Raw genomic sequence first — 24,176 nt, forward strand, 5'->3', positions numbered from 1 at the left:
CTCTCCTTGCAAAGGGCCGAAAGTGTAACCCATGTCTCCGGAATGAACTGTCACCCATCTCTCGGGAAGGGCACCAAACACTTACTGAAAGTTAGCGGCTCGGCCGATTTGGCAACCCAAGATCCAGGGCAACAATTGGGGCAACAATCTTCCCTGTGATTAATCACGAAGGCTCATTGAACTCCTGCAATTTCGCGCGCGAAAGTCCGCCGCCCGACAAACAGGAGTGATTCGCGACAATGGGGTTCGAGGTGGAAGACCTGTCTAAGGTCGCCAATGGCCTCGCCCTGCTCGTCCCGGGTTTGCTCATTCTCTACGTGCGTGCACAATTCCTCACTGGACGCACCCCCTCTCATACCGAAGCCCTGCTCTCCTACTTGGTAGTGACCGTCATTTATTATGCGGCGGTCCTGCCGCTGTTCGCCCTAGGCATTCATAAGGACTCAGCGCCGTGGTGGGTCTGGATTGGATGGGCCGGCCTGATCATCATCGTGCCCATGGCCATCGGCCTTCTACTCGGACTAGGGCACCAAAAGGGATGGTATGGAAAAATTTGTGAGAAACTGAACCTTGAGGTCGTCCACAGCATGCCGACCGCATGGGACTGGAAGTTTGCCCAGCGGACCGAGCATTGGCTCATCATCACGTTGAAAGACGGCACTGTCTTCCATGGATATTACGGGCGCCGGTCGTTCGCTTCCTCCGACAACGACCGCGACATTTACGTCGAGCAAATTTTCAGTCGGGGCAGAGGCGGCAGCTGGGTGCCAATGCCAAATGGCCTTTGGGTCCAGGCATCAGAGGTGAGCACCCTTGAGTTCTTAGACATTGATCGAACGGAGGAAGGAAATGACTGACAAGAAAGGGACGACCAAGACGGTACAACAGGCTGCCGTCAAGAAGGGCTACTCCCCGACCAAAAGCAATGTGCAGGGCGGGTATAAGCCGGTTTCTGGCGGCGGCGGGCCGAAGGTGACGCCCACCACCAGCAGTGGCGGGAAAAAGAAATAGGCGCAAGCGTTTCGGGTACGAAATGATACACCCGCCCGCCAGGGAAAGGCAGCGGCGATGCGGGTGAATTGGTTCTTGCTACTGTTGAGGTTACGGAAAAGGGGCAATAATGGGCGTATACGCAGACTTGCTCAATCTTGCAGTCCAGCCGTTGCACTGGTTGTCTCGGTGGTGGCCTTAGGTTTTTCCATCTTCTTTTGGTACCGTCAGTTTCGGCCGATTGTAACGGCAATGGTTGAGACGCACCACGGCGGCACTGAAGGGATCGCGTATGACCTGGTCATCCTTAACTCCGGATCGATCCCTGCAAAGAACATAAGGCTCCTTGTTACCGATCAGGCAGCGCTGCGGGCGGCGTTCGGCGCCGGCGCCAATGACGAGAACAAGGGTCGATGGTTGGCTTGTTTCGAGCCTTCCAGCGTGATCCGTCTCCTCCAGAACGGTGCTAGGACCTCATGTTCCTTTGGTCTAACCCATAGAGATCCGCGTCAGAGCTTTTGGATTGCCCAGGCCGAGTTCCCAATCCAGATCGAGTATGAAGGTTGGTTCGGAGAAAAATATAGAAGAGACCGGCCGAACATGTTGCAGATCGCCGATTCTGAAAGTTTTACAGGCGGAATGTGGGGACCGGTCAAGACAGTCGCAGTAAGCCGGCGCGCCTAAAAGGCCCGCCACCGTGAGGCAGCGGGCCAAATGTAACATTGTTACGGTTCAAGCACCTTCGTGCGCTCGGCCGCCGCCTTCCCCGCCGCCCCATATGAAGCCGGGCCAGTCACAGTCTACGGCGTCTTGCTCATACTCGTTATCGTCGTGCGGCTCGTCGTTGATGTCGCCGCCGTGCTCGTTCTCCTCCTCGCGCTCGCCGTCCTGGGCGTGCAACTCCAGTTGGCTGCCATATCCCCATCCGAGGCTTTCCTCGAGGTCAGGATCCGGGCTCATGGCGTCGAGCAGGTCAATCAGCCGCTCGATCGAGGTGGCGATTGCCACGGCGCATTTCAGGTTGATGGATGGTCATGATGTAGGCTCTCTGGTTTCGGCTTCTCACGGCCGGTTGCCAATGGACAGCACTGGCGCCGGGAGGGTGAGAACATGGCCAGAGACCATGCGCGAACGGCCTTTCCCTTTCGGGTCTTGTATAGCCGCCGCTCTCCCCGCATAGTGCTGCCGTTCGCTCCGACGGCTAAGTCGGCTCGTTCTACCCGTTGGCAATATCAATCCTTGCAGGGATCGCCCCGCCAACGCTCTGGGTGCAAATAGCCCGGCAGGGCCATCCGCGGGAGTTCTCACGCTCCGCCGATGATGATGCGCCGACATCCTTAAAAATTCAAGCACGCCCTTGCGGGGGCGCAGCTTGCGCGCGATGCTTCAGCCATGAAAGCGATGCTTTGTCGTTGGTGATGGGTGCGACGACCTGCACCGCGGGCGCCGAAACTACTAAGCGGGAGGCGTTCGAAGCCCGCCCTGGCGCCGGGATCGACCGGTTCAAAGGCCTCTGCGAGCCGGCCGACCTACTGGCCAGGGCAATCCTCTTCGAGTGCAACCCGCAACTCACCGACCTCCTGATATCGATGCCGCTGGGGCCTAGCAATGATAGAGTCGCTTTGGCAGAGAAGCACCGGCGGGACAAAACCGAAGAGGTCTTAACCCTCTTGCTAGAGCACCGGCTGCAACATCCCTGTCGGTAGCAACAGTCCGCGAAAAGGGGAATTATCCCATGGTCGATGATGTATATCTGCAAGCCTACCGAGACGGCGGCTTGAATGCCGTCAACGATCTTCTCAAGGAGCATTTCCCGACCGACCGCGATCGGGTGATGGTCATGGAGGGTCTTCAGGACACCGGCTATTGGGCGATCACCTGGCATGAGAAGAAACACCCGGACGGCGGAATGTACCGCGATTTCGGACGTGTGAAGGCGTACCTCGGCGACGGGGACGAATAGGATTATCCGGCCGCTTCATGCCCTTTGGCGCCGGCTCCTATCGGCCGATATGCCTTCGCAATTGCCTTAAAGGGGCAGTCCAACGCCAACTCTTCGAGCGCTTGAGCGCCTCCATCTCCATCTTCATAGCGTCCCTTTCAATCGCGAGAGCCTGTACTTCTACCGCAAGCGCCTCGGCTCGGCCGTCATCTGGGGCAGCGGGGGGAGGAGGTGGTGTGGGCGGCGAGTCGGGTGTAGCCAGGTTTTCGAGACGGTCGAGCGCAAGTCGGTTCACGGCGTCGGCTGCGGCTTCCCGAATGAGCGCGGTCCAGCCATCGGGATCGACACACATGATGTCCCAGAAGACCTTTTGTTCCAGGTGTCCTGTCGGAATGGCGACCCGTAGCGGCGCCGGAAACCAGATCGACGTCTCACACGCTTTGATGAAGCCCGTCAGCCTCGCGAATCCGGAGTCTCTGAGGTTTTTCCACTTAGCGGAGAAATGCAGGCACGTAGGAAGGCGAAGGTAGCGCACGGCGGCGAAGCCCTTTGTGAGCACGATCCGACGCCAGATCTCCCAGTCTCCCGCTCCGTTCACATCTTCTGGCCACACCGTCCGCTCTGCAAGAGCGCTGGCGCGATATACGACGCCTGAGGCCGCTATCGTGTTCCCTCTCGCCATGAATTGGCGCCGCTCTTCGGGAAAAAACAGGTTGGTAAGATCAGGACCGCAAATGCCGTCGGTCGAGACCCAGAGGACCTGGCCGTAGACAAGTGCCACCGACGGATCGACGAACTGGCCGCGCATGAGTGCAAGATGATCCGGCATCATCAGGTCATCGTCGGCGGCGAAGGCTATCAATTCCCCGCGTGACGATCGAAGCGCCAGATTTCGATTGGCATAGCCAAAGTGAGGCGCCTTGGGGAAATCAAACCAACGAATGCGCGGGTCGGAAAAGCTTTTCACGACCGCTTCGGTCTCCGGTGCTGCACCGTCGCCAACGACCAGAAGCTCGAACGATTGCTCCGTCTGCGCCAGCACCGACTGGATCGCATAGGCAAGAGAGTCGGGACGATTATGGGTCGGCATCAGAACGCTGAAGAGCGGCGGAGCGTCGTCTACCATCCCTTGAGGCCGCCAAAGTCGACCGGGATCAAATCGGTATCCAGCGGCAGCCGGTATTTGTCGGGATTGGCGTGGTCATATTGCATTGTAGGAAAATTGATTGCTCTAACGTCCCTCGCGCCGATGTTGTGGTCCGCGTGCCAGACGAATCTGGGGATGTTCATCAGGCGTGGCCGGGCTGAAGACAGAACAATCCGAAATACCTGTCCGCAGGTGCTCGACTCGGGCCTTGGGTCATACAGGACGACCTCCATCTCGCCATCGACAACGAAGTATCGATCCTCGTGAAGCTTATGCAGCGCCCAACCCTTCACCGTTCTCGGTCGTATGGTAAACATGTAGCAAAAAACAAGCGGATCGGGATGCCAATTCCAGCGAGGGTCGTAGACCTCGGTGACGCTTCCCCTGTCGTCGAGGTGAGCGGTCATGTCGTGAAACGTCACGCCGTCGGGGACCTTGCCGATCGGCTCGCCGGATCGAACCGTCTCCTGATCCTTCTGGGCCCCTGCCAATGTCTTATCGAGAATGCTCTGCGCCATAGGACTCATCCAATCTAACTAGCTTTGGCAGCGCTCCTCATGCCCTTCTTTTAACTGTCTTTCAACGGCAGCGTGGAAGGCCACGCAATCAAAGAGGACGGCACTGTAGCCAATTTCTCCGATTGGAGAGTGGAGCGGAACTGCCGTTTGACTTTCGGTTCGACGACATCACCCGGCTGCGCCAACCGCTGCCGGCGTCTTGCTATACCGCAAGCGCAAGGCCCTTGCGCTTGCGGTAGCCGTCATAAACACGCTGGGTCACGCCCTTCATGGTCGGGCCGTCGGCAGGATGGTTGGAGTAGCCGCGTTCGTGCACCAGCACGAGGTCAAGGCTTTGCTTCTCGCGAGAAACAGCCATGCGAGTTCCTTTCCGCCAACTGGCGGGCTGGACGAAGCGCGCGCGAGCAAATATCAGACGGCCGGGCGGGGTATTACTTTGCGGAGGAAACAACTTTGGACCGTCTCGAACAGTTGCGGAGAAATATCGACAAAACCAGCATGTCGATAATTGAAATCGGGCCGTTCTTCAGCCCGATCGCTCCGAGGGCGGACGGCTGGGATACGACAATAGTGGACTTCCAGGACGGCGATGCTTTGCGCGAGATGGCCCGTGGTCACACGGCCGAAGTCATCCGCAACAAGGTTGACGAGATTGAAAATGTCGACATCGTCTGGACCGGCCAGCCCTTGGACGAAGCCGCCCTGGCCGTCCGGCCGGATGGTTTTGATTGCCTCATCGCCAGCCACGTGATCGAACATACGCCGGACCTTATTCGCTTCCTGCAGCAATGCTCCCGCCTGTTGAAGCCGGACGGCATCATTTCGCTGGCCGTTCCCGATATGCGAAAATGCTTCGACCTGCTCAAGTCTCCCACCAGCCTGCGCGAAATTCTCACCGCCTACCGGGAAGGCCGCATCAGGCATTCACCGGAAGCGCTGTTTGAGGGGCGATGCTCGGCGGCGACACGCGGCGGAAAGTCGGCGTGGATCAAAGGCGATCACTCGCCGCTCGGCTACGCCCACAGCCTTGAAGCGGCATGGAAGGAATATCAGGGCGACCTTAAAGGCGACATGTCCGACAGCAGGCCCTATGTCGACAACCACGCATGGTTCTTCACGCCGGCGATGTTCGAGCTGGCGATTTTCGAGTTGAACGCGCTCAAGCTTGTCAACTTTAAGATCGCCTTCATCGAAGAGAATATCGGTTCGGAGTTCGTGGTGCAGCTGCGCCGCAGCGACACCCATGCGGCGCTTTCCAACGACGCCCTAAACGCCGTCCGCATCAAGCTCGCTCTGCGGCATCACGCGGAATTCGATGCCGAAGTCGGGCCGGATTATCGCGAAATCCAGCCGGTGAAGATCGAGCGGGAAATCGTCAAGGTGCCGGCCGCCAGAGACACCATCCCCACGCGGGAACTGGTTAGCCTGCTGGCAACACGCATCCGGCGCAGGGTCGGCCTGGACTAGTTGATCAGGCCGTGCGTCCGCAGAGCGTCTTCTAGCGTCTATTTCGGGCTCATCGGGAACCAGGCGTCGAGGTTTTCCCCGGCAGCCTTGCAAACCGGATGGCACGTTCCGGGTTCTCCCGGATCGCCTTCGAAATCGCGTCGACGCTCCGAATTTTGCCCTTCACTGGGGTCAGTGTGTCAGCACCGCCGAGCGCCTGGGCGAACATGTCGACAAGCTCCTGCCGGCGGCGCCACTCGCGCGCGCGGCGGTCCAGCATGCCTTGAGCAAGGCCGCCATACTTGCGGGCGATGTCAGGCGCTTGAGCGGGGCACTTTCGTTGCCTTTGCCTTGCCCCAGATGAATTATCGACGCAGACGATGCGGCAAGAATGGCTGGTTTGCAAGGGTTTCACGCGTGCGAACAACCGGTTTGAAGCCGGATGGGCGCTAGTGTGCGCTCTTTTTTGACGCTTAGCAGCGGGTGAGAAAAAGTCGCGTTCCGAGCAGGAGCATTGGGCGGTTTTCTCAGAACTCAGTTTCAATGCAAACAGGGGCAATGAGGAGCCTCGCGCGCGCGGCGTTTAGCGCTGACAGGAAGACGCGGGGCCTGAGGCCCCACACCCCCACTCGTTCCGCTTCGCGGACGGTTATGCTGCCGTTGGCGGCGGCGCTCCATGATTGGGCATGGAATGGTCGATAGTGCTGGCAACGGCTGCCGAGTATCGACGGATTTCCATATCGACTTGGCGGCAGGGAATACCGACAGCGCGAAGCTGGGCTCGCAGGCCTTTGACGTGCTCGCTCCAGAACTTGCGGCCGGCGATATAGTGGAGGGTGCAGAGTTCGTGGGCGGTGGCGCGGATAAGGACGGCGCGGCGATCGGCGGGGAATGCCACTATCTGGCCGGTCTTCCTTGCTGGCTGCTTGAAAAGGTCGAGTTGTGTCATGCGTCACCCGAGCAAGATGGCTGTATTAGCGGGACCACTGTGGTCTCGCCTGCGGAGGGGTGCGGGAAAGGTCCATGCGGGACCACTGTGGTCCAGGAGACCAGCGCCGGCATGCGGGACCACTGTGGTCCTCATGGCTCCTCACCTCTCGCTGTAAAATTTTGATTGAAGGGCGTCGGCAGCGCCAACCGAAGCGTCCGCACTTCGTTGATGCCACCACCCGGGATTTTGTGCCGCCACCGGCTCACGATGAACAGGCCGAGCCGCTCGTACAGGCCTATCTCGCGGGATGTCGTTTTGATTGAGCAGCCTCCTCCCATCTTGGCAAATTCGAAATTCGTGCCGCTGATGGTCCCGGCCTTCATGTTGAGGTGCTGTCGGACGAAGGCCAGCAACCGAAAGCTGATGTTCTCGGCGTGAACGATTTGCAGGGCGCAGTGGTGCCAGTCGGCGAAAGCCTCCTCGCATTCCTTGAACGTGGATCCCCACCTCATGTGGATGGCAGCGCTGCGCTGGATCTTCTTCCGCTAGCCGGTCCACCGCGGATTGCTGGCGTCGGCGCCGGGGATGAATGGGCTGGGCTGGACGGTCACGCATCCCCCCTCGGGGCCGGCAAGGCTGCAGTGATCAACAGCCGCTCGCGTGCCTGTATATCGCGGTCTTCATGGAACTGGTGAACGTCGAACAGGTCGATGATATGTGACCGCAAGATATGAGCGATGTTGTCGGGCGACAGCGCCTCGAGTTGGCATGTCTCACCCTCCCATCGCGCGGTGCGGCTGTCGGTCTTCTTGGGCGGCGGTAGGCAGCGAATAGCGAAACATTTGGTCAGCAGTCAGGGCGATGCGCTTGAGGTCGACTGTCACAGATTTGCCGCTCGGGTCATAGTCGCCCAGGTGCAGGATCACCGTCGGCTTTGCGATCTCGCATATTCGATCGGCCAGATCCTTCTTCGCGGTGAGACTGTCGAAGCCGCCTGAGGAATAGGCTTGCACCGAGAATTCTCGGCTGACCTTGAAGAGTTGCGACAGCATGCCGGCGGCCTCGCACCAGACCTCGACGTGCAGGTTTTGATTGGCGAGCATGTTCCGATGGTAGTTTTCGCCAAGCACCCGCACATGGCGCAGGAAATGGTTCTGGTCGTCAAAATGGTCCATGCGGTGCGTGACCACGCCATCGTCGCGGATCGCATTGAACGGGATCACCCGGCCGCGGCGCGCGTTGCCGATATGGTCGATCAGCTTCGAGTAAAACGACTCATCCTTCGGATAACCGTAGGCGCCGACCAGCCGATAAAAGACATGGCGGATCGTGAGCGGCCAGTGTTCCCGGTATTCGGTGAGAACCATGTCGACCGCATCGAGCAGCGCCAGCGTCTTGGTCTGCGGCTGGTAGTTGGCGATGTAGCCCTTCGGTCGGCCAGTTTTACGGCTAGGCGTAATTTCGCTCATGTGGCGCGGGCCCGCCGCAGGTTCGCTTCCCTGATCGCTTCGATCGCTTCAGCAGCGGTCAGGCCGAACGCCTGCTTCAGATGGGGGATAATTGGCCGGCTGATGCGCTCCCGGCTGTCAGATCGCAGCCAGGCTGCAGCCTCATCGATAGCAGCGCTATGTTCGTGATCAGTGGTCATTAGGTCACCGCGTCTCGCTGGTCGACGCGGGCCTTCACCCAAGCATCTAACTCAGCCTCGACAAAGGCGCGCCGACGGGGCGAAAGGAACACCGGCTTAGGAAACCGGTGCTCCTTGATCATGCGGTCGATGTAATTTCGAGAGTACACGATCCCCTTGGAGGGGAGTTCACTGAAGGCGATAAGAGTTTGCATTGGAGTGCCTTACGTTGCTTACGAAGGCCTCCTAAGATATGCATTTTCTTCCGGACGGATACACCTAAATGTAGTGTTTCTTGGCGTTTAAATTGACGCGTCGTATTAGGCCTGGCCGACGGTGGCAAACGTCAGTGCTGACTCTCTTTGATCTTTTTCCGATATGCGATCACCTGCTTCTCGATAGTCTCTCGCTCCATCGGAGTGCCAAGGACCATCGACACGCCAGCCTCTATGAATTCATAGCGGGGCTGCCGGTGCTGGCCGATATTCTGATGTCCGATTGGGGAATTTTCATCGCTTGGCACCATAGCCGCACAAAACCCTGTACCGTCGCAATCCTCTCACGATGTTCGTTGGTCACCCGTCGGCCCTCAAGATAGCTGCGGTGCACACTGTCAAAAAGCTCGGCAAGATGTGCATGGACGCGCTTGGCGACGTCGATATCAGCTTGGGAAAACTCCGGCGGCATCAGAGCCGAAGCCAGTTCCTCGTCTGAATTGAAATGCCGAACGGGCGTCTCGTCCCAAACTCCCTGATTGGTCACGATCTCAGGGTTGAGCCGGGGAGGTCATCCCGTCCGCCCACACGTCGAGGAGCCTGTCCGTCGTGATAATCGCTTCGCGATATTCAGCGAATCGGGAAGTGCGCTCGGCCACAAGTTTGGGGTCGAGACGTTCCGCCAATTCCTCGTAGCGGAAAACAATGTCCTGCAGACGCACCAGCAACCAGTCATCGTCGGGAGGGATGAAACCGCTTGAGGCAAGCAGTTCTGACAGCTTGTCGACCTGGCGCTGCGAAATGGTCGTGCCGGAAATCACACCCTTGATCGTCATTTGCCCACCTTCATAGCAACGACATTGCTGGCCGTCTCGCGGCCCGTCAGCGCCAGAAGGGCGCCCTCCCAGCGCGTCAGGGCGTCTCGCTTCACCTTGAGGCGGTCAGACTGGTTGTACGTCCTGACCAGCGCCGTAGGCACATGCCCGATGACAGCCTCGGCAACCTCGTCCATCACGTCGAGCTCGGACAGCCGGGTGCGAACCGTCCGGCGGATGTCATGATTGACCCACGCCGGCAGCTTGGCCTCTTGATCGTCTTTCCGAAGCGCTGCGAGCATGGCGGCGTCAATCCGCAGCTTGACCTTATGGCCGATCGTCACCGGTCCCGCGCCGTCGAGCGAGCAAAGCCAGTTGCATTTCTTTAACCGCGGCAACTTGGCGATGATGCCAAGCGCTTCGTCAGTGAGAGGCACAACGTGATCGCGGCCGGACTTGAAGCGCGCCGCCGGCACAGTCAGCGTCTTGCGATCAACGTCGACTTCGGTCCATGACGCCTGGGCGATATCGTTGAGGCGCTGGCCGGTCAGCAGCAGCAGCCGATAGACGGCGCTGTAGACGTCGCCAGCGGCCGTGGCAGTCCAGAGCGCCCCAATCTCAGCATCGGTCAGGACGCGGTCCCTTGATCCCTTCTCGCCGATGGTGGTGCGCACCTTCTTTGCCCGGAAGGGTGAGGCGGTGATCAGGTCGTCATCGACACACCAGCCGAAGAACGTCCCGATCTTCTGGGCGATGTTGAGCGCCTGCCGCTGCGCGCCGCGCGCATAGATCGGTTCGACCACTTCCATGATGTCGGCATTGGTGAGGGTGGCGACGTCCCTGCCCTTCCACTTCGGCAGGCATTCCCGGTTGAGGTCGCGCTCGTCCTCGTCGGCCTAGCGGATGCCATCGCGGCGCCGGGCTTTGATGAACCGTTCAAGGATGGTTTCGAAAGACCGGTCACGGCTCTCTGTCGCTGCCCTCGCCGCCGCCTGCCGCTCCTCGTCAGCCTGGACCTTCGGGTCAATGCCGCGATCAATGAGCGCTGCCCACTGCCTCGCCTTGGTGCGTGCCGCTTCAAGCGACATGACGTCGTACTCTCCCAGCGCGCGGCGGGCTGGCTGAGTTGCAACACCGAAACGGGCGATGTAGACAAAGCTGACTTGTCCGGCCTTAAGCTTTGAACCGTTGGACGGCTCCTTGTCGGTTACGCGGACGCCCATGCTCGGGACTTGGGCATCCATGATCACGTATCGCTTGCCAGGAGCAGCCGGCTTCAAAGCCTTCAGGCGGTTGTCGGTCAGGGTCTCGCGGGGCATTAGGGCTCTCCGGGGCAACGTCGGGGCAACAGGATGCAACTGCTGCCTATGTTGCCCTGTGTGCTCTAATGTGCAACAGGAAAGCTGAAATCGTTATGAAACAAGGGGTTTTTCAGGAGTGGAACAACCGGGATATGGCGCTGGTGGGCTATCCCGAGAGCGGCTGTTAACCGGTTGGTCTCTGGTTCGAATCCGGCCCCGGGGAGCCACCGCCTTTTCTAAGCCGTGGTGCGATCTTGTACACTACAGCGCCATTGTCCGCGCACTTCGGTCCGCTGAGCTTCTGCCAGAACGGCTGGTAACAGCTACGAAGCCGATCGAGGCAGTTTGGCGGGCATCGCGCCCCTGCCCTCGCCCGAAGGCAGCCTGATAACGCCCGGTATCATCTATGAAAATACCAAATCGGGAGGACGTTGGTGCAAACCAAGAAGATCATCAATGACGGCAATCGCGCCGTCGACGAGATGCTGGAAGGCATCCTGGCTGCGCATCCCCGCCATCTCAAAGCCGTTGACGGAAGCCCGCGCTCGATCATCGCCCGCGATGGACCGCGCCAAGGCAAGGTAGGCCTCGTCATTGGTGGCGGCTCGGGCCACGAGCCGAGTTTTCTCGGCTTCGTCGGCAAGGGGCTGGCCGACGCGGCGGCGATCGGCAATGTCTTCGCCTCTCCGCCGCCCGACCCGATCCTCGAATGCGCCAAGGCGGCGAGCGGCGGCGCCGGTGTGCTGTTCATGTACGGCAACTATGCCGGCGACGTCATGAATTTCGACATGGCGGCCGAGATGGCCGCGATGGACGACATCGAGGTGCGTACGGTGCTGAGCACCGACGACGTCGCTTCCGCGCCCGTTGGCGACAGGCACAAGCGGCGCGGTGTCGCAGGGAACTTCTTCATCTTCAAGGCGACAGGCGCCGCCTGCGACCGCATGTTGTCTTTCGATGAATGCGAACGCATTGCCGGGAAAGCCAACGACCACACCTTTACCATGGGCGTCGCATTGGCGCCCTGTTCGTTGCCGCAAACCCGCCGGCCGAATTTCGAGATCGGACCCGACGAGATGGAGATCGGCATGGGCATCCATGGCGAACCCGGCATCGCACGCGGAAAACTCAAAACAGCCGACGAGATCACCGACGAAATGCTGGACAGGATTCTCTCCGAGATGGCGCCGGCACGCGGCGAGAAAGTCGCCGTGCTGGTCAATTCGCTGGGTTCGACACCGCTGATGGAACTCTACATCATGAACCGGCGGGTGAAGCAGAGGCTTGACGATATCGGTGTATCCATTCACGCAAGCTGGGTCGGCAATTACTGCACCTCGCTCGAAATGGCCGGCGCTTCGATCACGCTGCACCACCTCGACGACGAGTTGCAGACGATGCTCGACCACCCTTGCGACTGCGCCATGTTTCGCGCCGGGTAAACTGGGGACGGCAAGGAGCAAGAGATGACGACAATCGACACCACGCGGCTTGCCGCGATGTTCGCGGCAATCGCCGACGCCATGTCGGCCGACCGGGACCGGTTGTGCGCGCTTGACGGGGTGATCGGCGATGCCGACCACGGCATTGCGATGGAGCTTGGATTTGCCGCGGCACGCGATGCCGTCGCGGCATTGGATACCGGCGCCACCGATCCGACCATCTTGCTGAACACCGCGGCGAAGTCGTTCCTGAACGCAGTCGGCGCATCCTCGGGTCCGCTCTATGCCACCGCGTTCATGCGCGGCGCGGCCGCCGTCAAGGGCAAGGCGACGCTCGACGACGCCGACGCGGTCGCTATGTTCCAAGCGATGGCCAGAGGCATTCAGGATCGCGGCAAGGCCGAGCCTGGCGAAAAGACGATGATCGATGCGTGGGCGCCGGCCGCAACGGCTGCGGGCGAGGCACTGGCCGCCGGCAAGGGGCTGGCCGGAAGCCTTGCGGCCGCAGCCGAGGCGGCAAAGGCCGGCGCGGAGGCGACCAAGACGATGATCGCCACCAAGGGCCGGGCCTCCCGCCTCGGTGAACGCTCGCTTGGCCATATGGATCCAGGCGCGGCGTCCGCCGTAACTGTGATCGAGGCGATGCGGATCGCCTTGACCGGCTAGGTCGGGAGCGGATCCTCAGCGCTTCGCGTCGAGCTTGTCGACAGCCTGCACATTGGCGGCAGAGGGACCGTTCGGATCGAACTCCGAGGCCAGCCAGGCGTCGGCGATCGATTTGGCCAGTTCGGGGCCGATGACGCGCGCACCCATGGTGATGATCTGGGCATTGTTGGATTTCGCAGCGCGTTCCGCCGAATAGGTGTCGTGGGTTAGCGCGGCACGGATTCCGGGCACCTTGTTGGCCGAGATGCTGACGCCGATGCCGGTGCCGCAAAACAGGATGGCGCGGTCGTAATTGCCGTCGACAATTTCGTGGCCGACCGCAGCGGCAATATCGGCGTAGAATCCGGCCTGGCTGAGATCGACGACCTGCAGTTCTGGCTTGGTGGCGAGATGCTTGGCGATGACATCGAGCAGCGGCTTGCCGGCGCTGTCGGCTCCGAGTGCGATCTTCATGGCAATTAACTCCTTCGTTTTCGTGATCAGCGCGCGATGGCGGCCGACGCCTTTTTGAGAATGTCGATATAGCCTTCCGCTTGCCATGCCGAGCGGCCGATGAACAGCCCATCGATATGCGGCTGGCCGATCAGTTCGGCCGCGTTGCCGGGATTGACGCTGCCGCCGTAGAGCACAAGCGGGGCGGTCGGCAACCGGGTTGCTGCGACCTGCTTGATCAGCGCCTGCTGCTTGTCGGCATAGCCGGCGCTGGCCGGAATGCCTTTCTCGCCGATCGCCCACACCGGTTCATAGGCAAAGAGTATCTCTGCCGACAACTCATTGTTTGCGAGACCCTGCAGCGCGCCCAAAACCTGCGCGGTCAGGATTTCGTCGGCGCGGCCGCCCTCGCGCTCGGCCAGCGTCTCGCCGACACAAATCAAGGGTACGAAGCCGTGCTTGACTGCCGCTGCGGTTTTCAGTCCCACGATCTTGTCCGTCTCGCCAAAATGCTCACGGCGCTCGCTATGGCCGAGTTCGATCAGGTCGAGCCCACAATCCCTCAGCATCACCGGCGAAATCTCGCCCGTCCAGGCACCGGCATCGGCCCAATGCATGTTCTGGGCGCCGACCTTGACGCGGGTGTTGGCGAGCGCCGCCTTGACCTGCCGCACCGCGGTGAAGGGGGGAATGACGAAAGGCTGTATCGCCGGATCGAAGCCCGGCACGAACGCCGCCAATGCCTCGGCGAACTGCAGCGCCTCCGCCAGCGTCTTGTTCATCTTCCAGCTCGTGCCGACCCAATATGGGGCCATTCTTCTCTCCTTCGATCCGAAATTCGAATGATGCGTGTTTCCGGGTCTGCGCCGCCTTCGGGCCGGCGGTTTGCCTCAAGCGCGAGGCTTGAGACTTTCGCGGCCGCTGTCGATGTAAGGCGCCCAGAAATCCACCGACTCACGGATCATTGCAATAACCTGATGATCGACCGGTTCCCTCTCCCGGAAGGAAAGTTCAAGGCAGATTTCATTGTCGGTTCCGCCACCCGCCCGCACGGCGTCGAGCAGCTTCTGCGGGATGATGCGGCCATCCTTGTTGTAGGCGGCGGTGAACGGCCAGTGCCCGCCCTTGTTCATCGACGATTGCTTGATGTGGATGATCGGCGATTGCAACGGGAACGCTTTCGCCCAGGCATAGGGATCAGTGTCGTCAGGATTGGGCGAGGTCACGTCGCCATGGTCGATGTCGACCATCATCTGCATCGGGATCGGCAGCTTGGCCGCATCGACGGCGCCTTGCAATTCGACGCAGCTTTCGATCGTGTGGCCAAACTCGCGGCCGACCGACATCGGTTCCCAGAAAAGGTAGGTCAGGCCCGCCGCCTTGGCGTGCTCGGCCACTTCGCGCCAGCATTCGAGCGCGATGTCGAGAAGCGCCGCGCGCCGCTGCGGATCGTCAAAATCCTTGTAGGTGAATATGGCGAACTGCGTGCCCATGCCCGACGCGCCGAGTTCGGCGGAGATGTCGGCGAAGGTCTTGAACCAATCGACATAATAGCGGCGCACATCCGCGTCCGGATGGCCGAAATGATTGAGCCGGCCATAGGGACCGGTCATACCCGAAGTGATCCGCACGCCGGTCCGCGCCAGGGCGCTGTTGAACAGGCGAACGAACTTGGCGATCGTTGCCGCCGGCCAGCCCGGATTGACGAATTCATGCGTCAGCTGCACGTCGCGGATGCCGATGCCATAGGCAATGGCGTCGATCAGATCGTCGGGATCGGCGAAGCGATTGACCAGCGGGTTGGTGTTCAGCGAAAGCGTGAAGGCCATCAGTTCACCGCCGCCATTGTCTTTGTGCACCAGTCTTCGAATGTTTTCCGCTCGGCCGCATTGATATGCAGCCCGTGTTTGGTCCGGCGCTCGAGAACGTCGGCGGCGGTCATCGCCCATTCGGTCTCGAACAGGAAGACAGCTTCGAGCTCGTAGAAATCCGGGCCGAAACGACGGCCGAGATCCGCTTCGTCTTTGACCCCTTTCAGCAAAGCGCGTGTGCGCGTGCCGTAGCTTCGAGCATAGTGCTTCACCAGCGACGGGCTAAGCCACGAAAACTCGGCGTGCAGATCACCCAGGAACTGCTCGAAATCCGCGTTGGGCAGGTCGCCTCCCGGCAGGGGAATTTTGGCCGTCCAGGCCTTCTTCATGGTCGGAAAGAAGGGCTGTATTTTTTCGAGCGCATGTTCGGACAGTTTGCGGAAGGTGGTGATCTTGCCGCCGAACACAGAAAGCAGCGGCGCGCCACCGTTCGGGGCGTCGAGTTCGAAGATGTAGTCGCGCGTCACCGCGCTCGGGTTGTCGGCATTGTCGTCATAGAGCGGACGCACGCCTGAGAAACTGTAGACCACGTCTTGCGCGGTCAGCTGCCGCTTGAAGTAGCGATTGACCACCTTGATCAGATAATTGATCTCGCTTGCCTCGGCGGCCACTTCTTCGGGCCGACCTTCATAAGGAATGTCGGTGGTGCCGATCAGCGCCAGATCGTTCTCATACGGGTTGACGAAGATCACCCGCTTGTCGTTGTTCTGGATGAGATAGGCCTGCCGTCCCTCCCAGAATTTCGGCACGACGATATGGCTTCCTTTCACCAAGCGAACGTTGCGGGTGGAATTCTGTCCAGCGACGCGGCTGACGATGTCATTCACCCATGGCCCGGCCGCGTTGACCAACCCGCGTGCGCGGGCCCTCGTCACAGCACCCGTGCGGCCATCCTGCATGTCGATCGACCACAGGCCGCCTTCGCGCCTGGCGGCAATACAGGCCGTGCGCGTGAAGACTTTTGCGCCACGCTGACTGGCGTCGAGCGCATTGAGCAACACCAGCCGTGCATCATCGACCCAGCAGTCCGAATATTCGAAGCCTCGTTTGAATTCATCCTTGATCGGCGCTCCTTCCGGCGCGGTTCTCAAATTCAGCGTCCTCGTTCCCGGCAGGCGCTTGCGGCCGCCAAGATGGTCGTAGAGAAACAGCCCGAGCCGGACCAGCCATGCCGGCCTGTCTTCGGGGCTGTGCGGCAGCACGAAGCGCATCGGCCAGATGATGTGCGGCGCCGCCTCAAGCAGCACCTCGCGCTCGATCAGCGCCTCGCGCACCAGCCGGAACTCGTAGTACTCGAGATAGCGCAGGCCCCCATGCACCAGCTTGCCGGAACGCGAGCTGGTGCCTTGCGCCAGATCGTCCTTCTCGCACAGGATGACCGACAGCCCGCGACCCGCGGCATCGCGCGCTATGCCGGCGCCGTTGACGCCACCGCCGATCACGAAGAGATCGACAATATCCGTTTCATCGCTCAAGACTTAGCTCCTGTGCGGTGCGCCATGCCTTTCCACACCGGCCGCAGCGCCTGGCGCGCCGCGACGAAGGATGGAAACAGCGCATCGTAGGTTTGGGAAAGCGCCTCGTCATAGGAGTCGCATTCGCCCAGAAGCGGCGTCACCCATTCGGTGCAGCAATCATCCATCGAACGATAGACGCCAAGCCCGACCGCGGCCATCATCGCCGCACCCGCAGCACCTGCTTCTTGGCGGCTGCTGGTCCTGACTTGCGCGCGGGTCGCCGCAGCGATGATACCGCGCAGCGACGGGCTGCGCGCGGCGCCGCCAGACAGGCGGATTTCGCCGGGCACGCTGCCCATTGCCTGGTAGCAATCGCGGGCCGCGAAGGCCAATCCTTCAAGAACCGCGCGTGCCAGATCGCCAAAACCGTGCTTGGCGGAAAGCCCGATGAAGCCGGCGCGCGCGTCTGGATCGACGAACGGGCCGCGTTCGCCGGCAAGCGAGATATAAGGCTGATAGACCAGCGACCCCGGTTCCGATCCTTCGACCCAGACATCGAGCGCTTTCAGCAGCTCGTCGCGCGAAGGTTTTGCGCCGCTGGCGGTCAGCACGTCGCGCGCCAGGCCAAGCAGCCAGTCGATGTTGAGCGTCGCCGCCATATTGGATTGCAGCTGCGCATAGGCGCCCGGAACCGGCATGGCGATCGTGTAGCCGGAGGCATTGTCGTTAAGGACGACATCATCAGGAGTGCGCGCCAGGCGTGTGTGGATGCCGGTCGAGCCGATGACCGTGCAGCCGACATTGCCGCTTGGATCATAGAGGCCGGCGCCGAGCGCGGTGCTGACCATGTCGACGTAGCCCAGCACCACCGGCGTGCCCGCAAGCAGGCCGGTCTCGCCTGCTGCCGACGCAGAAAGCGGATGATGGTCGGTCGTGCCTTCGAGCATGGGGGGCAGCAGGCGGCGGTGCGACGCCAGATCCAGAATGTCGAGCACCTCGTCGGAATAGCTGCGCGCGCGGAAATCGCCGAAGGTGAATGTTCCCTCCGAAGGATCGGTGGCGCGCTCGCCGGTCATCTTGAAATAGAGCCAGTCCTTGCAGTGAAAGGCAGTGGCGGCGCGCTCCAGGATTTCCGGGCTGTTTTTCTTCAGCCAGCTGAGCTGAGCGCCCTGCTGGCAGGCGTTGAGCCCGGTGCCGGTGATCTCGAACCGCGTGCGATCCCGGGGATCGCCGCGCATCTCGTCCGCCAGATGTCCGGCGCGGGCATCGAGCCAGAGCCACGCGCGCCCGACCGGCATGCCGTCGCCATCGATCAGCCAGGTGCCGTCGCCCTGCCCGGTGACCGCGACGGCCGCGGTTCGCCGCGCGAGGTCTGGAATTTTCGTCGCCAGATCGAGAACGGTCAGCACCATGTCGCGCCAGGTCTGATTAAGGTCCTGCTCGGCGCCGCCGCCTTCCAGCGTGACGAAGCTGTTGGCCACCGACGCCATGGCAAGCTGCCGCCCCGACAGATCGAAAGCGACCGATTTGATCACGGACGTTCCCGCGTCGATCCCGATCAGCAGGTCTTTCATGCCGCACGTTCCGGATGGTTATGAAGGCAATTCACAAGGAGCAGTCTTTGTTGTCTGGAGCCGTGGAAAAGGCAGGGAGTGTCCGCAAGGACACCCCCTGTGCAGGTTTTTATTCCGACAGCACGAAGGGTGCGGTGTACTTGTCCACATTGTCCTTGGTGATGAGCAGGCAATCGAACAGCTGCTTCTCGCTGGTGGCGCCGGTAGCGCCCGTCTTGATGAACGAGTCGGCCTGCTGCACGGCCTTGGCCGAGAAGATGGCCACCGGCTGAAGCACGGTGTACTGCAGTTCGCCGGACTTGATGGCCGCAACCGCATCCGGGGAACCGTCAAAGCCGCCGACCTTGATGCCGGCGAGCTTGCCAGCTTCCTTCAGCGCCGCAACCGCGCCAAGCGCCATTTCATCGTTGCCGCTAATCACGGCGATGATGTCGGGATTGGCTTGCAGCATGCTCTGCATCTTGTCGTGTCCCTGGGTACGATCCCAGTTGGCGACCTGCGAAGCGGCCTTTTCGAGATCCGGATACTGGCTCAGCACGGTCGCGTAGCCGTTCGAGCGCGTGGCCGCGTTGTTGTCCGACGGGGCGCCGAGCAGTTCGACATACTTGCCCTTTTCACCGACCGCCTGCACCCACTGCTGGGCACCGAGAGCCGCACCCTGGGCGTTGTTGGAGACGAGCTGGCCCTTGGCAAGACCTTCCTGGTTGATCTCGGCATTGACGAGGAAAACCGGGATGTTGGCGGCAATCGCCTTCTTCACCGCGCCGACCGAACCATCGGCATTGGCCGGGTCGAGGATGATCGCCACCGACTTGTTGGTGATGGCGGTGTCGATCAGATTGCTTTCGGTATTGGTGTCGCCCTTGTGGGCGGCGACGTTGGCTGTATAGCCAAGCTTTTCGGCTTCGGCCTTGGCGACGTTGCCTTCGGTCAGCCAGTAGGGGTTGGCCGGATCGTTGACGATGATCGAGATCAGGCCTGCGGCCGATGCGGCTGCGCTAAACCCGACCACCATCGCGGCGGCAAGCAAACTTCTAAGCACGATTTTCATGTACATTCCTCCAATGATTTTACGCGGTCTTGCTGCCAGTCAGCTGGCAGTCTTCCCTTGGGCAGGATTGGCCGGTTCGGCCTTCCCCCGTTTCTGAGAAGTCGGTTGGCCGCCCGTCGAAGCTGGAAGCTTGCTACGGCGGCGATACTGAACGGCATTGAGGAGCACGGCGAGCACGATGACGGCGCCGGTGAACACTGTCTGCCAGTAGGATGAGATGCCGATGATCACCAGACCATCGGACAGGAAGCCGATGACGAAGGCTCCGAGCAAGGTGCCGCGAATGTTGCCGCGCCCGCCGGTGAGTGCGGCGCCGCCGATGACCACGGCGGCAATGGCCGTCAGTTCGTAGGTGGTGCCGGCGGTCGGCCCGGCCGAGGTCAGCTGCGAGGACAGGATCAGGCCGGCAATGGCGGCGCAGATGCCCGACAGCACATAGACCGAAATCTGCACGGTCTTGACCGGAACGCCGGAGAGTTCGGCGGCGCGCTCATTGCCGCCCGAGGCGTAGAGCCAGCGTCCAAAGGCGGTGCGGTTCAGGACGATGCTGCCGATCAGCGCGATGACCGCCAGCACCACCACGCCGGTCGGCACGCCGAACAGGCGGTTGAAGCCGAGAGCATCGAAACCGGTGTTGCCCAACTCCGGCTTGCCGCCGAGATTGTTGTAGGTCAGGCCGCTGGTCATCAGCAGCGCCAGGCCGCGCGCCATGTACATGACGCCGAGCGTGGCGACGAAGGCCGGAACCTTGAACCGCGCGATCAGCACGCCGTTGATAAGCCCGACGGCCGCACCCAGCATACAGGCCAGCACCGCGACCACCCAGACCGGCGGGTAGAGAACGACGCCAACCCAGGTCAGCGTCACGCCCTGCATCAGAAACCCGGCGACGACGCCGGCAAGCCCGAGCGTCGACCCCACCGACAGATCGATGCCGCCATTGAGGATGACGAGCAGCATGCCGACGGCGAGAATCCCGAAGATGGCGACATGCGAGGCCATGGTCAGGAAATTCGCCACCGAAAGGTAATAGGGCGACAGGATCGAGAAGACGACGATGATGACGATCAGGGCAAAGAAGGCCCGGCCTTCGAGCAGCAGCTTGGCCACGTCGAAGCCCTCGCCGCCCGCATTGGGACTGGACTGTTTGCTGGCTTGGCTGACATCGCTCATGGGTCGGGGCTCCGGAAATTCTGTGGTCAGGCGACCACGGCTTCGCCGGAGGCGGCCATGATCTGCTCTTTGGTGGCGTTGGCGCCGAATTCGGCTGAAATCTTGCCGCGCCGCATGACGACGATGCGGTGGGCGATGCTGAGGCACTCATTGACCTCCGAGGTCGAGAAGACCACCGCCAGGCCTTGCGCGGCACGCTCGCTGAGCAAGCGGAAGACTTCGGCCTTGGCGCCGACATCGATGCCGCGGCTCGGCTCGTCGAGAAGGATGACCTTGGGATTTGTCGTCAGCATCTTGCCGATGACGACCTTCTGCTGGTTGCCGCCCGACAGCGATCCGATCATGGCGTTGCCGCCCGCGGTCTTGATGGTCACCTTGCGGATCGAATCGTCGATCAGTGCGCGCTCCCTCGGCCGGGAGAGGAACAGGCCTTTCGCGAACGCCTCGATGCTGGCAAGCGACAGATTGCGGCCGACGGTCATGGTCTGAACCAGGCCATCGCGCTGGCGATCCTCGGGGACCAGAACCAGACCTCGGGCGATACGCTGGGCAATGGTCAGCCCCGAAACGTTCTCACCCTCCAGCAGCGCCCGCCCGCCCGCCATGGGCACACGGCCGGCGACGGCCTCCAGCAATTCCGTGCGGCCCGCGCCCATCAGCCCATAGATGCAGACGATCTCGCCCGCTTTGACATCCAGCGACAGATGATCGACGACATAGCCTGAACCCGAAGCATCGGTGACGCTGACATCCTCGATCGACAGCGCGACCTCACCAAACGCATGGCCGGTCGGCGGCGAGCCGAGGTCGAAATTCTCGCCCACCATGTTGCGGACGATCCATTCGAGATCGATGTCCTTGGCTTCGGCCGTCGCCGTGATCGCCCCGTCACGCAGCACGACGGCGTAGTCGGTGATCTGCAGCGCCTCTTCGAGGTGATGCGAGATGTAGACGATGGAGACGCCGCGGCTGGTCAGGTCGCGGATCACCTTGAACAGAACCTCCACCTCGGTCGCGCTGAGCGCGGAGGTCGGCTCATCCATGATCAGGATGCGGCTGTCGACCGACAGCGCGCGTGCGATCTCGACGATCTGTTGCTGCCCCAGGCGCAGGTCCTCGACCAGGGTCATCGGATCGATGTCTTCTTCGAGGTCGGCCATCAGCGCCCGCGCCTGGCGCGCCTCCTCGGCGAAGTCGAGGCCGGTTCTGGTGCGCAGTTCGCGGCCCATGAAGATGTTGTCGCGAACGCTCAGATTCGGCGCCAGGCTGAGCTCCTGGTGGATGATCGAAATGCCGCGATCGCGCGCGTCCGAAGACGAGGCAAAGCTGACGAGATTGCCGTCGAGCACGATGTCGCCGGATGTCGGCGTCACCACGCCGGACAGGATCTTCATCAGCGTCGATTTGCCGGCGCCATTCTCTCCGAACAGGGTGGTGACCTTGCCGCGATGGATGTCGAAGTTGACGCCCTTGAGCGCGTGGACGCCGCCATACGACATGACGACATTGCGCGCCGAAAGCACGGCATCGCCAGTCGCGGGTTCTGTGCCGGCAGCCATTGTCATTTGACGTCCAGCCTCACCGGTGTGACCAGCCAGCTCTTCGGATTGACCAGCTTGAAGACGCCGACCACCGCTATTGTCTTGCCGGTCAAGGCACTGGTATCGACTTTCGCCAGCACCTCCTTCTTCATCTCGTTGTTCAGCGCCGAGCCGGCGTCCTGATACTCGATCTGGTTGGTGAACTGACCAAAGGTGATCTTGCCGGTGGCGTCGCGAAGCTCGGTGCCGTTGATCGCCGGCCCAGTCTGTACGCGGACAGTCAACGTGTCCGGCAAACCGTCGACGGCGACCTTGTAGATGCCCGATTTTCCCTCGCCGACGACGCCGGTGAACTTGACCGAGATGACCGGACCGACTCCCGCCGGCACGCCATATTCCTTTTCGGCCGTCGCCCTGTCCTTGGCGATCGCCGTCGCCACCGTCGCGGCGTCGGCGGCACGCGCTTCGACATCGGCCTGCACCTTGGGAAATTCAGACTTGCCATAGTCGGCGGCCGAAAACACGGCGTTGCGAACATCGCCGGCAGAGCCGATCTTGATCACCGTCGTGTCGAGCGCCATGGCGCCGAGCAGAACCACAACCGCGGCGCCGGCAAGGACCCGGCGCAGGCCGGGCGAAGCTTGCCGGGCGGTGGCAGCCTTCGCGCTCATGATGCAACCACCAGCGATTTTCCGTTGTCACGCATTCGAAGTTCCTCCGTTCACGCGGCGCTTCGCGGCCCCGGCTGCATCGTCGAGCTTGACCAGCGCGCGGGCAGTGCATTCGTCGGTGATCAGGCCGCTGAGATAACGGCTTTCGAGTACTGCCTTGATGGCGCGCACCTTCACCTTGCCGCCGGCGACGGCAACGATCCTGCGGCCCTTCAACTGATCGCGCGGAAGCGCCAGTATTCTTTCCGACAGGGCCGTTTCGACCGGACGCCCCTTGTCGTCGAAGAAATGCGCCAGCAATTCACCAACGCCGCCGTCCCGCTTGACCTCATCGATTTCGGAAGGCTCGATCATGCCGGTGGCGACCAGCGACGCCTCCCGCTCGGCCGTGCCTATTCCGACGAACATCAGGTCGGACCGGCTGGCGAGAGCGAACACATCGCTGATGCCGCGTTGGCCAAGCAGCACTTCACGGTCCTCGGCGGTATTGGCGACAAAAGGCACCGGCATGACAAAGGCCTGCGCGCCTGTCCGCTCTGCCAGGCGATGCATGACGTCGTGCGGGTTGGCGGCGAATTTGCGCGTCACGCCGCCAAGCAGCGAGACGAAACGGATGTGAGCAGCAGTTGCGCGCGTCAGATATTCGACGCTGGCGGCAAGCGTGCGGCCATGGCCGACGCCGATCAGCATGTCTTCGCCGCGATCGATTTCGCGCTTCAGGAACTGGGCGCCTGCAATGCCCAGCCCCTTCAGCGGCAGTTCGTCCTGATCGAGATCGGGAACCACCTCGCAATAGTGGAGCCCATAGGCGGCGATCAGGCGCTGTTCCAGGTCGACGCATTCGGCGACGTCGCCGTCGATGAAGACCCTGACCAGACCTTCCTGGTTGGCCTTGGTGATCAGCCTATGCGCCTTGAGGCTGGTCAGGCCAAGCCGCTTGGCCACCTGGGCCTGGGTCAGACCACCGGCATAGTGCAGCCAGGCCGCCCGCGTGGCGAGGCTGGACTCATGGTCGCGGTTTGCGCTTTCGCCGGAATTCAAGCCATCCCCTCCCCAGGTGATAATATTATCTTTGTGTGCAAAAATTTTCATACCTTTGCATCGCTGTCAATCCCTCCGCAGATGGTTGCCTCAGCCGATGTTCGGCAGCCAACGCGGGCCTATTAGAAGGTAAGCATATAATCCGACCATACGGCAGTGTTAATTTAACGTCAATTTGTGTTACCTCATCCAGGTGACGGCATGAACCCGTAGGGCGCCGGCAAAATCCCAATCCGGGTGCAAAATGGGAAGGTTGATGCACACGGCGCAACAAGGGCAAATCGATCGGATTGCCTCAGGAAAAGCTAAGGTGTCGGCGATGGAG

31 protein-coding genes are annotated in these 24,176 nt (G+C 61.4%); 7 read left to right on the forward strand and 24 right to left on the reverse strand.

Annotated features, from left to right (window positions below):
- Positions 1 to 239: 239 nt before the first annotated feature.
- From NKI61_RS06030 to NKI61_RS06040, 3 genes are read left to right on the forward strand one after another with little or no spacing between them, the layout of a single operon-like run.
- Positions 240 to 857, forward strand: a complete 618-nt coding sequence (locus NKI61_RS06030) for a DUF6338 family protein (RefSeq protein WP_352839010.1) — start codon at positions 240 to 242, stop codon at positions 855 to 857.
- Positions 850 to 1,011 carry a hypothetical protein gene (locus tag NKI61_RS06035; RefSeq protein ID WP_352839011.1) on the forward strand — a complete coding sequence of 54 codons (162 nt, stop codon included), beginning with the start codon at positions 850 to 852 and terminating at the stop codon, positions 1,009 to 1,011. The genes NKI61_RS06030 and NKI61_RS06035 overlap by 8 nt, the downstream gene beginning before the upstream one ends.
- Positions 1,012 to 1,068: 57 nt before the next feature.
- The gene (locus tag NKI61_RS06040; RefSeq protein WP_502899852.1) at positions 1,069 to 1,674 is read left to right on the forward strand and encodes a DUF8453 domain-containing protein; all 606 of its coding nucleotides are present in this window, start codon (positions 1,069 to 1,071) and stop codon (positions 1,672 to 1,674) included.
- Positions 1,675 to 1,722: 48 nt separating this feature from the next.
- Here NKI61_RS06040 and NKI61_RS06045 read toward each other — a convergent pair whose 3' ends face one another.
- Positions 1,723 to 1,998: a hypothetical protein gene (locus NKI61_RS06045; protein ID WP_023739026.1), complete on the reverse strand. Its 276-nt coding sequence runs from the start codon at positions 1,996 to 1,998 to the stop codon at positions 1,723 to 1,725.
- A 727-nt stretch (positions 1,999 to 2,725) separates the two neighbouring features.
- Here NKI61_RS06045 and NKI61_RS06050 point away from each other — a divergent pair.
- The gene (locus NKI61_RS06050) at positions 2,726 to 2,953 is read left to right on the forward strand and encodes a hypothetical protein (protein WP_023739028.1); all 228 of its coding nucleotides are present in this window, start codon (positions 2,726 to 2,728) and stop codon (positions 2,951 to 2,953) included.
- 37 nt (positions 2,954 to 2,990) lie between these two features.
- Here the strand turns inward: NKI61_RS06050 and NKI61_RS06055 are convergent, their stop codons facing one another.
- The 3 genes from NKI61_RS06055 to NKI61_RS06065 form a co-directional block, all read right to left on the reverse strand.
- Complete coding sequence (locus NKI61_RS06055; protein ID WP_023681671.1) at positions 2,991 to 4,058, reverse strand: glycosyltransferase family 2 protein; 1,068 nt, start codon at positions 4,056 to 4,058, stop codon at positions 2,991 to 2,993.
- A complete protein-coding gene (locus NKI61_RS06060; protein WP_352839013.1) occupies positions 4,052 to 4,597 on the reverse strand; it encodes a cupin domain-containing protein in 546 nt (181 codons plus the stop codon). Before NKI61_RS06060 ends, NKI61_RS06055 begins: the two co-directional genes overlap by 7 nt.
- A 202-nt stretch (positions 4,598 to 4,799) precedes the next feature.
- Positions 4,800 to 4,955 (reverse strand): glycosyl hydrolase 108 family protein, encoded by a 156-nt coding sequence (locus NKI61_RS06065; protein ID WP_023739029.1) that lies wholly within the window; start codon positions 4,953 to 4,955, stop codon positions 4,800 to 4,802.
- A gap of 95 nt (positions 4,956 to 5,050) precedes the next feature.
- Here NKI61_RS06065 and NKI61_RS06070 point away from each other — a divergent pair, with 95 nt between their 5' ends.
- A complete protein-coding gene (locus NKI61_RS06070; protein WP_352839014.1) occupies positions 5,051 to 6,064 on the forward strand; it encodes a class I SAM-dependent methyltransferase in 1,014 nt (337 codons plus the stop codon).
- 49 nt (positions 6,065 to 6,113) lie between these two features.
- Here NKI61_RS06070 and NKI61_RS06075 read toward each other — a convergent pair whose 3' ends face one another.
- From NKI61_RS06075 to NKI61_RS06120, 10 genes are all read right to left on the reverse strand, one after another.
- On the reverse strand, positions 6,114 to 6,323 hold the full coding sequence (locus NKI61_RS06075) for a hypothetical protein (protein WP_352839015.1): 210 nt from the start codon (positions 6,321 to 6,323) through the stop codon (positions 6,114 to 6,116).
- Positions 6,324 to 6,692: 369 nt separating this feature from the next.
- A complete protein-coding gene (locus tag NKI61_RS06080; RefSeq protein WP_023681677.1) occupies positions 6,693 to 6,992 on the reverse strand; it encodes a DUF6074 family protein in 300 nt (99 codons plus the stop codon).
- Positions 6,993 to 7,123: 131 nt separating this feature from the next.
- Entirely contained in the window at positions 7,124 to 7,486 is a 363-nt protein-coding gene (locus tag NKI61_RS06085; RefSeq protein WP_352839016.1) for a hypothetical protein, read from the reverse strand.
- A 261-nt stretch (positions 7,487 to 7,747) separates the two neighbouring features.
- A complete protein-coding gene (locus NKI61_RS06090; RefSeq protein WP_352839017.1) occupies positions 7,748 to 8,341 on the reverse strand; it encodes a hypothetical protein in 594 nt (197 codons plus the stop codon).
- 98 nt (positions 8,342 to 8,439) lie between these two features.
- On the reverse strand, positions 8,440 to 8,622 hold the full coding sequence (locus NKI61_RS06095; protein WP_031197728.1) for a hypothetical protein: 183 nt from the start codon (positions 8,620 to 8,622) through the stop codon (positions 8,440 to 8,442).
- Entirely contained in the window at positions 8,622 to 8,816 is a 195-nt protein-coding gene (locus NKI61_RS06100; RefSeq protein WP_352839018.1) for a helix-turn-helix transcriptional regulator, read from the reverse strand. The genes NKI61_RS06095 and NKI61_RS06100 overlap by 1 nt, the downstream gene beginning before the upstream one ends.
- Before the next feature lie 232 nt (positions 8,817 to 9,048).
- Positions 9,049 to 9,363, reverse strand: coding sequence for a hypothetical protein (locus tag NKI61_RS06105; protein WP_352839019.1), 315 nt, complete (start codon positions 9,361 to 9,363; stop codon positions 9,049 to 9,051).
- 4 nt (positions 9,364 to 9,367) lie between these two features.
- The gene (locus tag NKI61_RS06110; protein WP_352839020.1) at positions 9,368 to 9,652 is read right to left on the reverse strand and encodes a hypothetical protein; all 285 of its coding nucleotides are present in this window, start codon (positions 9,650 to 9,652) and stop codon (positions 9,368 to 9,370) included.
- Complete coding sequence (locus NKI61_RS06115) at positions 9,649 to 10,440, reverse strand: site-specific integrase (protein ID WP_352839021.1); 792 nt, start codon at positions 10,438 to 10,440, stop codon at positions 9,649 to 9,651. Before NKI61_RS06115 ends, NKI61_RS06110 begins: the two co-directional genes overlap by 4 nt.
- 87 nt (positions 10,441 to 10,527) lie before the next feature.
- Positions 10,528 to 10,950: an Arm DNA-binding domain-containing protein gene (locus NKI61_RS06120; protein ID WP_352839022.1), complete on the reverse strand. Its 423-nt coding sequence runs from the start codon at positions 10,948 to 10,950 to the stop codon at positions 10,528 to 10,530.
- A gap of 416 nt (positions 10,951 to 11,366) precedes the next feature.
- Here NKI61_RS06120 and NKI61_RS06125 point away from each other — a divergent pair, with 416 nt between their 5' ends.
- The gene (locus NKI61_RS06125; RefSeq protein WP_352652040.1) at positions 11,367 to 12,374 is read left to right on the forward strand and encodes a dihydroxyacetone kinase subunit DhaK; all 1,008 of its coding nucleotides are present in this window, start codon (positions 11,367 to 11,369) and stop codon (positions 12,372 to 12,374) included.
- Positions 12,375 to 12,398: 24 nt separating this feature from the next.
- Positions 12,399 to 13,040 carry a dihydroxyacetone kinase subunit DhaL gene (gene dhaL, locus NKI61_RS06130; protein ID WP_352652039.1) on the forward strand — a complete coding sequence of 214 codons (642 nt, stop codon included), beginning with the start codon at positions 12,399 to 12,401 and terminating at the stop codon, positions 13,038 to 13,040.
- A 15-nt stretch (positions 13,041 to 13,055) separates the two neighbouring features.
- Here dhaL and derI read toward each other — a convergent pair whose 3' ends face one another.
- From derI to NKI61_RS06180, 10 genes are all read right to left on the reverse strand, one after another.
- The gene (gene derI, locus NKI61_RS06135) at positions 13,056 to 13,493 is read right to left on the reverse strand and encodes a D-erythrulose-4-phosphate isomerase (RefSeq protein WP_023672592.1); all 438 of its coding nucleotides are present in this window, start codon (positions 13,491 to 13,493) and stop codon (positions 13,056 to 13,058) included.
- Between the two features lie 26 nt (positions 13,494 to 13,519).
- Positions 13,520 to 14,287: a triose-phosphate isomerase gene (locus tag NKI61_RS06140; RefSeq protein ID WP_352839023.1), complete on the reverse strand. Its 768-nt coding sequence runs from the start codon at positions 14,285 to 14,287 to the stop codon at positions 13,520 to 13,522.
- A 75-nt stretch (positions 14,288 to 14,362) separates the two neighbouring features.
- A complete protein-coding gene (locus tag NKI61_RS06145; protein ID WP_023753375.1) occupies positions 14,363 to 15,301 on the reverse strand; it encodes a sugar phosphate isomerase/epimerase family protein in 939 nt (312 codons plus the stop codon).
- Positions 15,301 to 16,818, reverse strand: coding sequence for a glycerol-3-phosphate dehydrogenase (locus tag NKI61_RS06150; RefSeq protein WP_352839024.1), 1,518 nt, complete (start codon positions 16,816 to 16,818; stop codon positions 15,301 to 15,303). The genes NKI61_RS06145 and NKI61_RS06150 overlap by 1 nt, the downstream gene beginning before the upstream one ends.
- Positions 16,815 to 18,374, reverse strand: a complete 1,560-nt coding sequence (locus NKI61_RS06155) for an FGGY-family carbohydrate kinase (protein ID WP_352839025.1) — start codon at positions 18,372 to 18,374, stop codon at positions 16,815 to 16,817. The genes NKI61_RS06150 and NKI61_RS06155 overlap by 4 nt, the downstream gene beginning before the upstream one ends.
- A 109-nt stretch (positions 18,375 to 18,483) precedes the next feature.
- Positions 18,484 to 19,425 carry a D-ribose ABC transporter substrate-binding protein gene (locus NKI61_RS06160; protein ID WP_081726801.1) on the reverse strand — a complete coding sequence of 314 codons (942 nt, stop codon included), beginning with the start codon at positions 19,423 to 19,425 and terminating at the stop codon, positions 18,484 to 18,486.
- Positions 19,426 to 19,464: 39 nt separating this feature from the next.
- Positions 19,465 to 20,598: an ABC transporter permease gene (locus tag NKI61_RS06165; RefSeq protein WP_023739040.1), complete on the reverse strand. Its 1,134-nt coding sequence runs from the start codon at positions 20,596 to 20,598 to the stop codon at positions 19,465 to 19,467.
- 26 nt (positions 20,599 to 20,624) lie between these two features.
- Positions 20,625 to 22,163, reverse strand: coding sequence for a sugar ABC transporter ATP-binding protein (locus NKI61_RS06170; RefSeq protein WP_352839026.1), 1,539 nt, complete (start codon positions 22,161 to 22,163; stop codon positions 20,625 to 20,627).
- Positions 22,160 to 22,810 carry a DUF2291 family protein gene (locus NKI61_RS06175; RefSeq protein ID WP_352839027.1) on the reverse strand — a complete coding sequence of 217 codons (651 nt, stop codon included), beginning with the start codon at positions 22,808 to 22,810 and terminating at the stop codon, positions 22,160 to 22,162. Before NKI61_RS06175 ends, NKI61_RS06170 begins: the two co-directional genes overlap by 4 nt.
- Before the next feature lie 27 nt (positions 22,811 to 22,837).
- Positions 22,838 to 23,902, reverse strand: coding sequence for a sugar-binding transcriptional regulator (locus tag NKI61_RS06180; protein WP_352839028.1), 1,065 nt, complete (start codon positions 23,900 to 23,902; stop codon positions 22,838 to 22,840).
- Between the last annotated feature and the right edge of the window lie 274 nt (positions 23,903 to 24,176).

Source organism: Mesorhizobium sp. M0514, assembly GCF_040321145.1.
Taxonomy (GTDB): domain Bacteria; phylum Pseudomonadota; class Alphaproteobacteria; order Rhizobiales; family Rhizobiaceae; genus Mesorhizobium.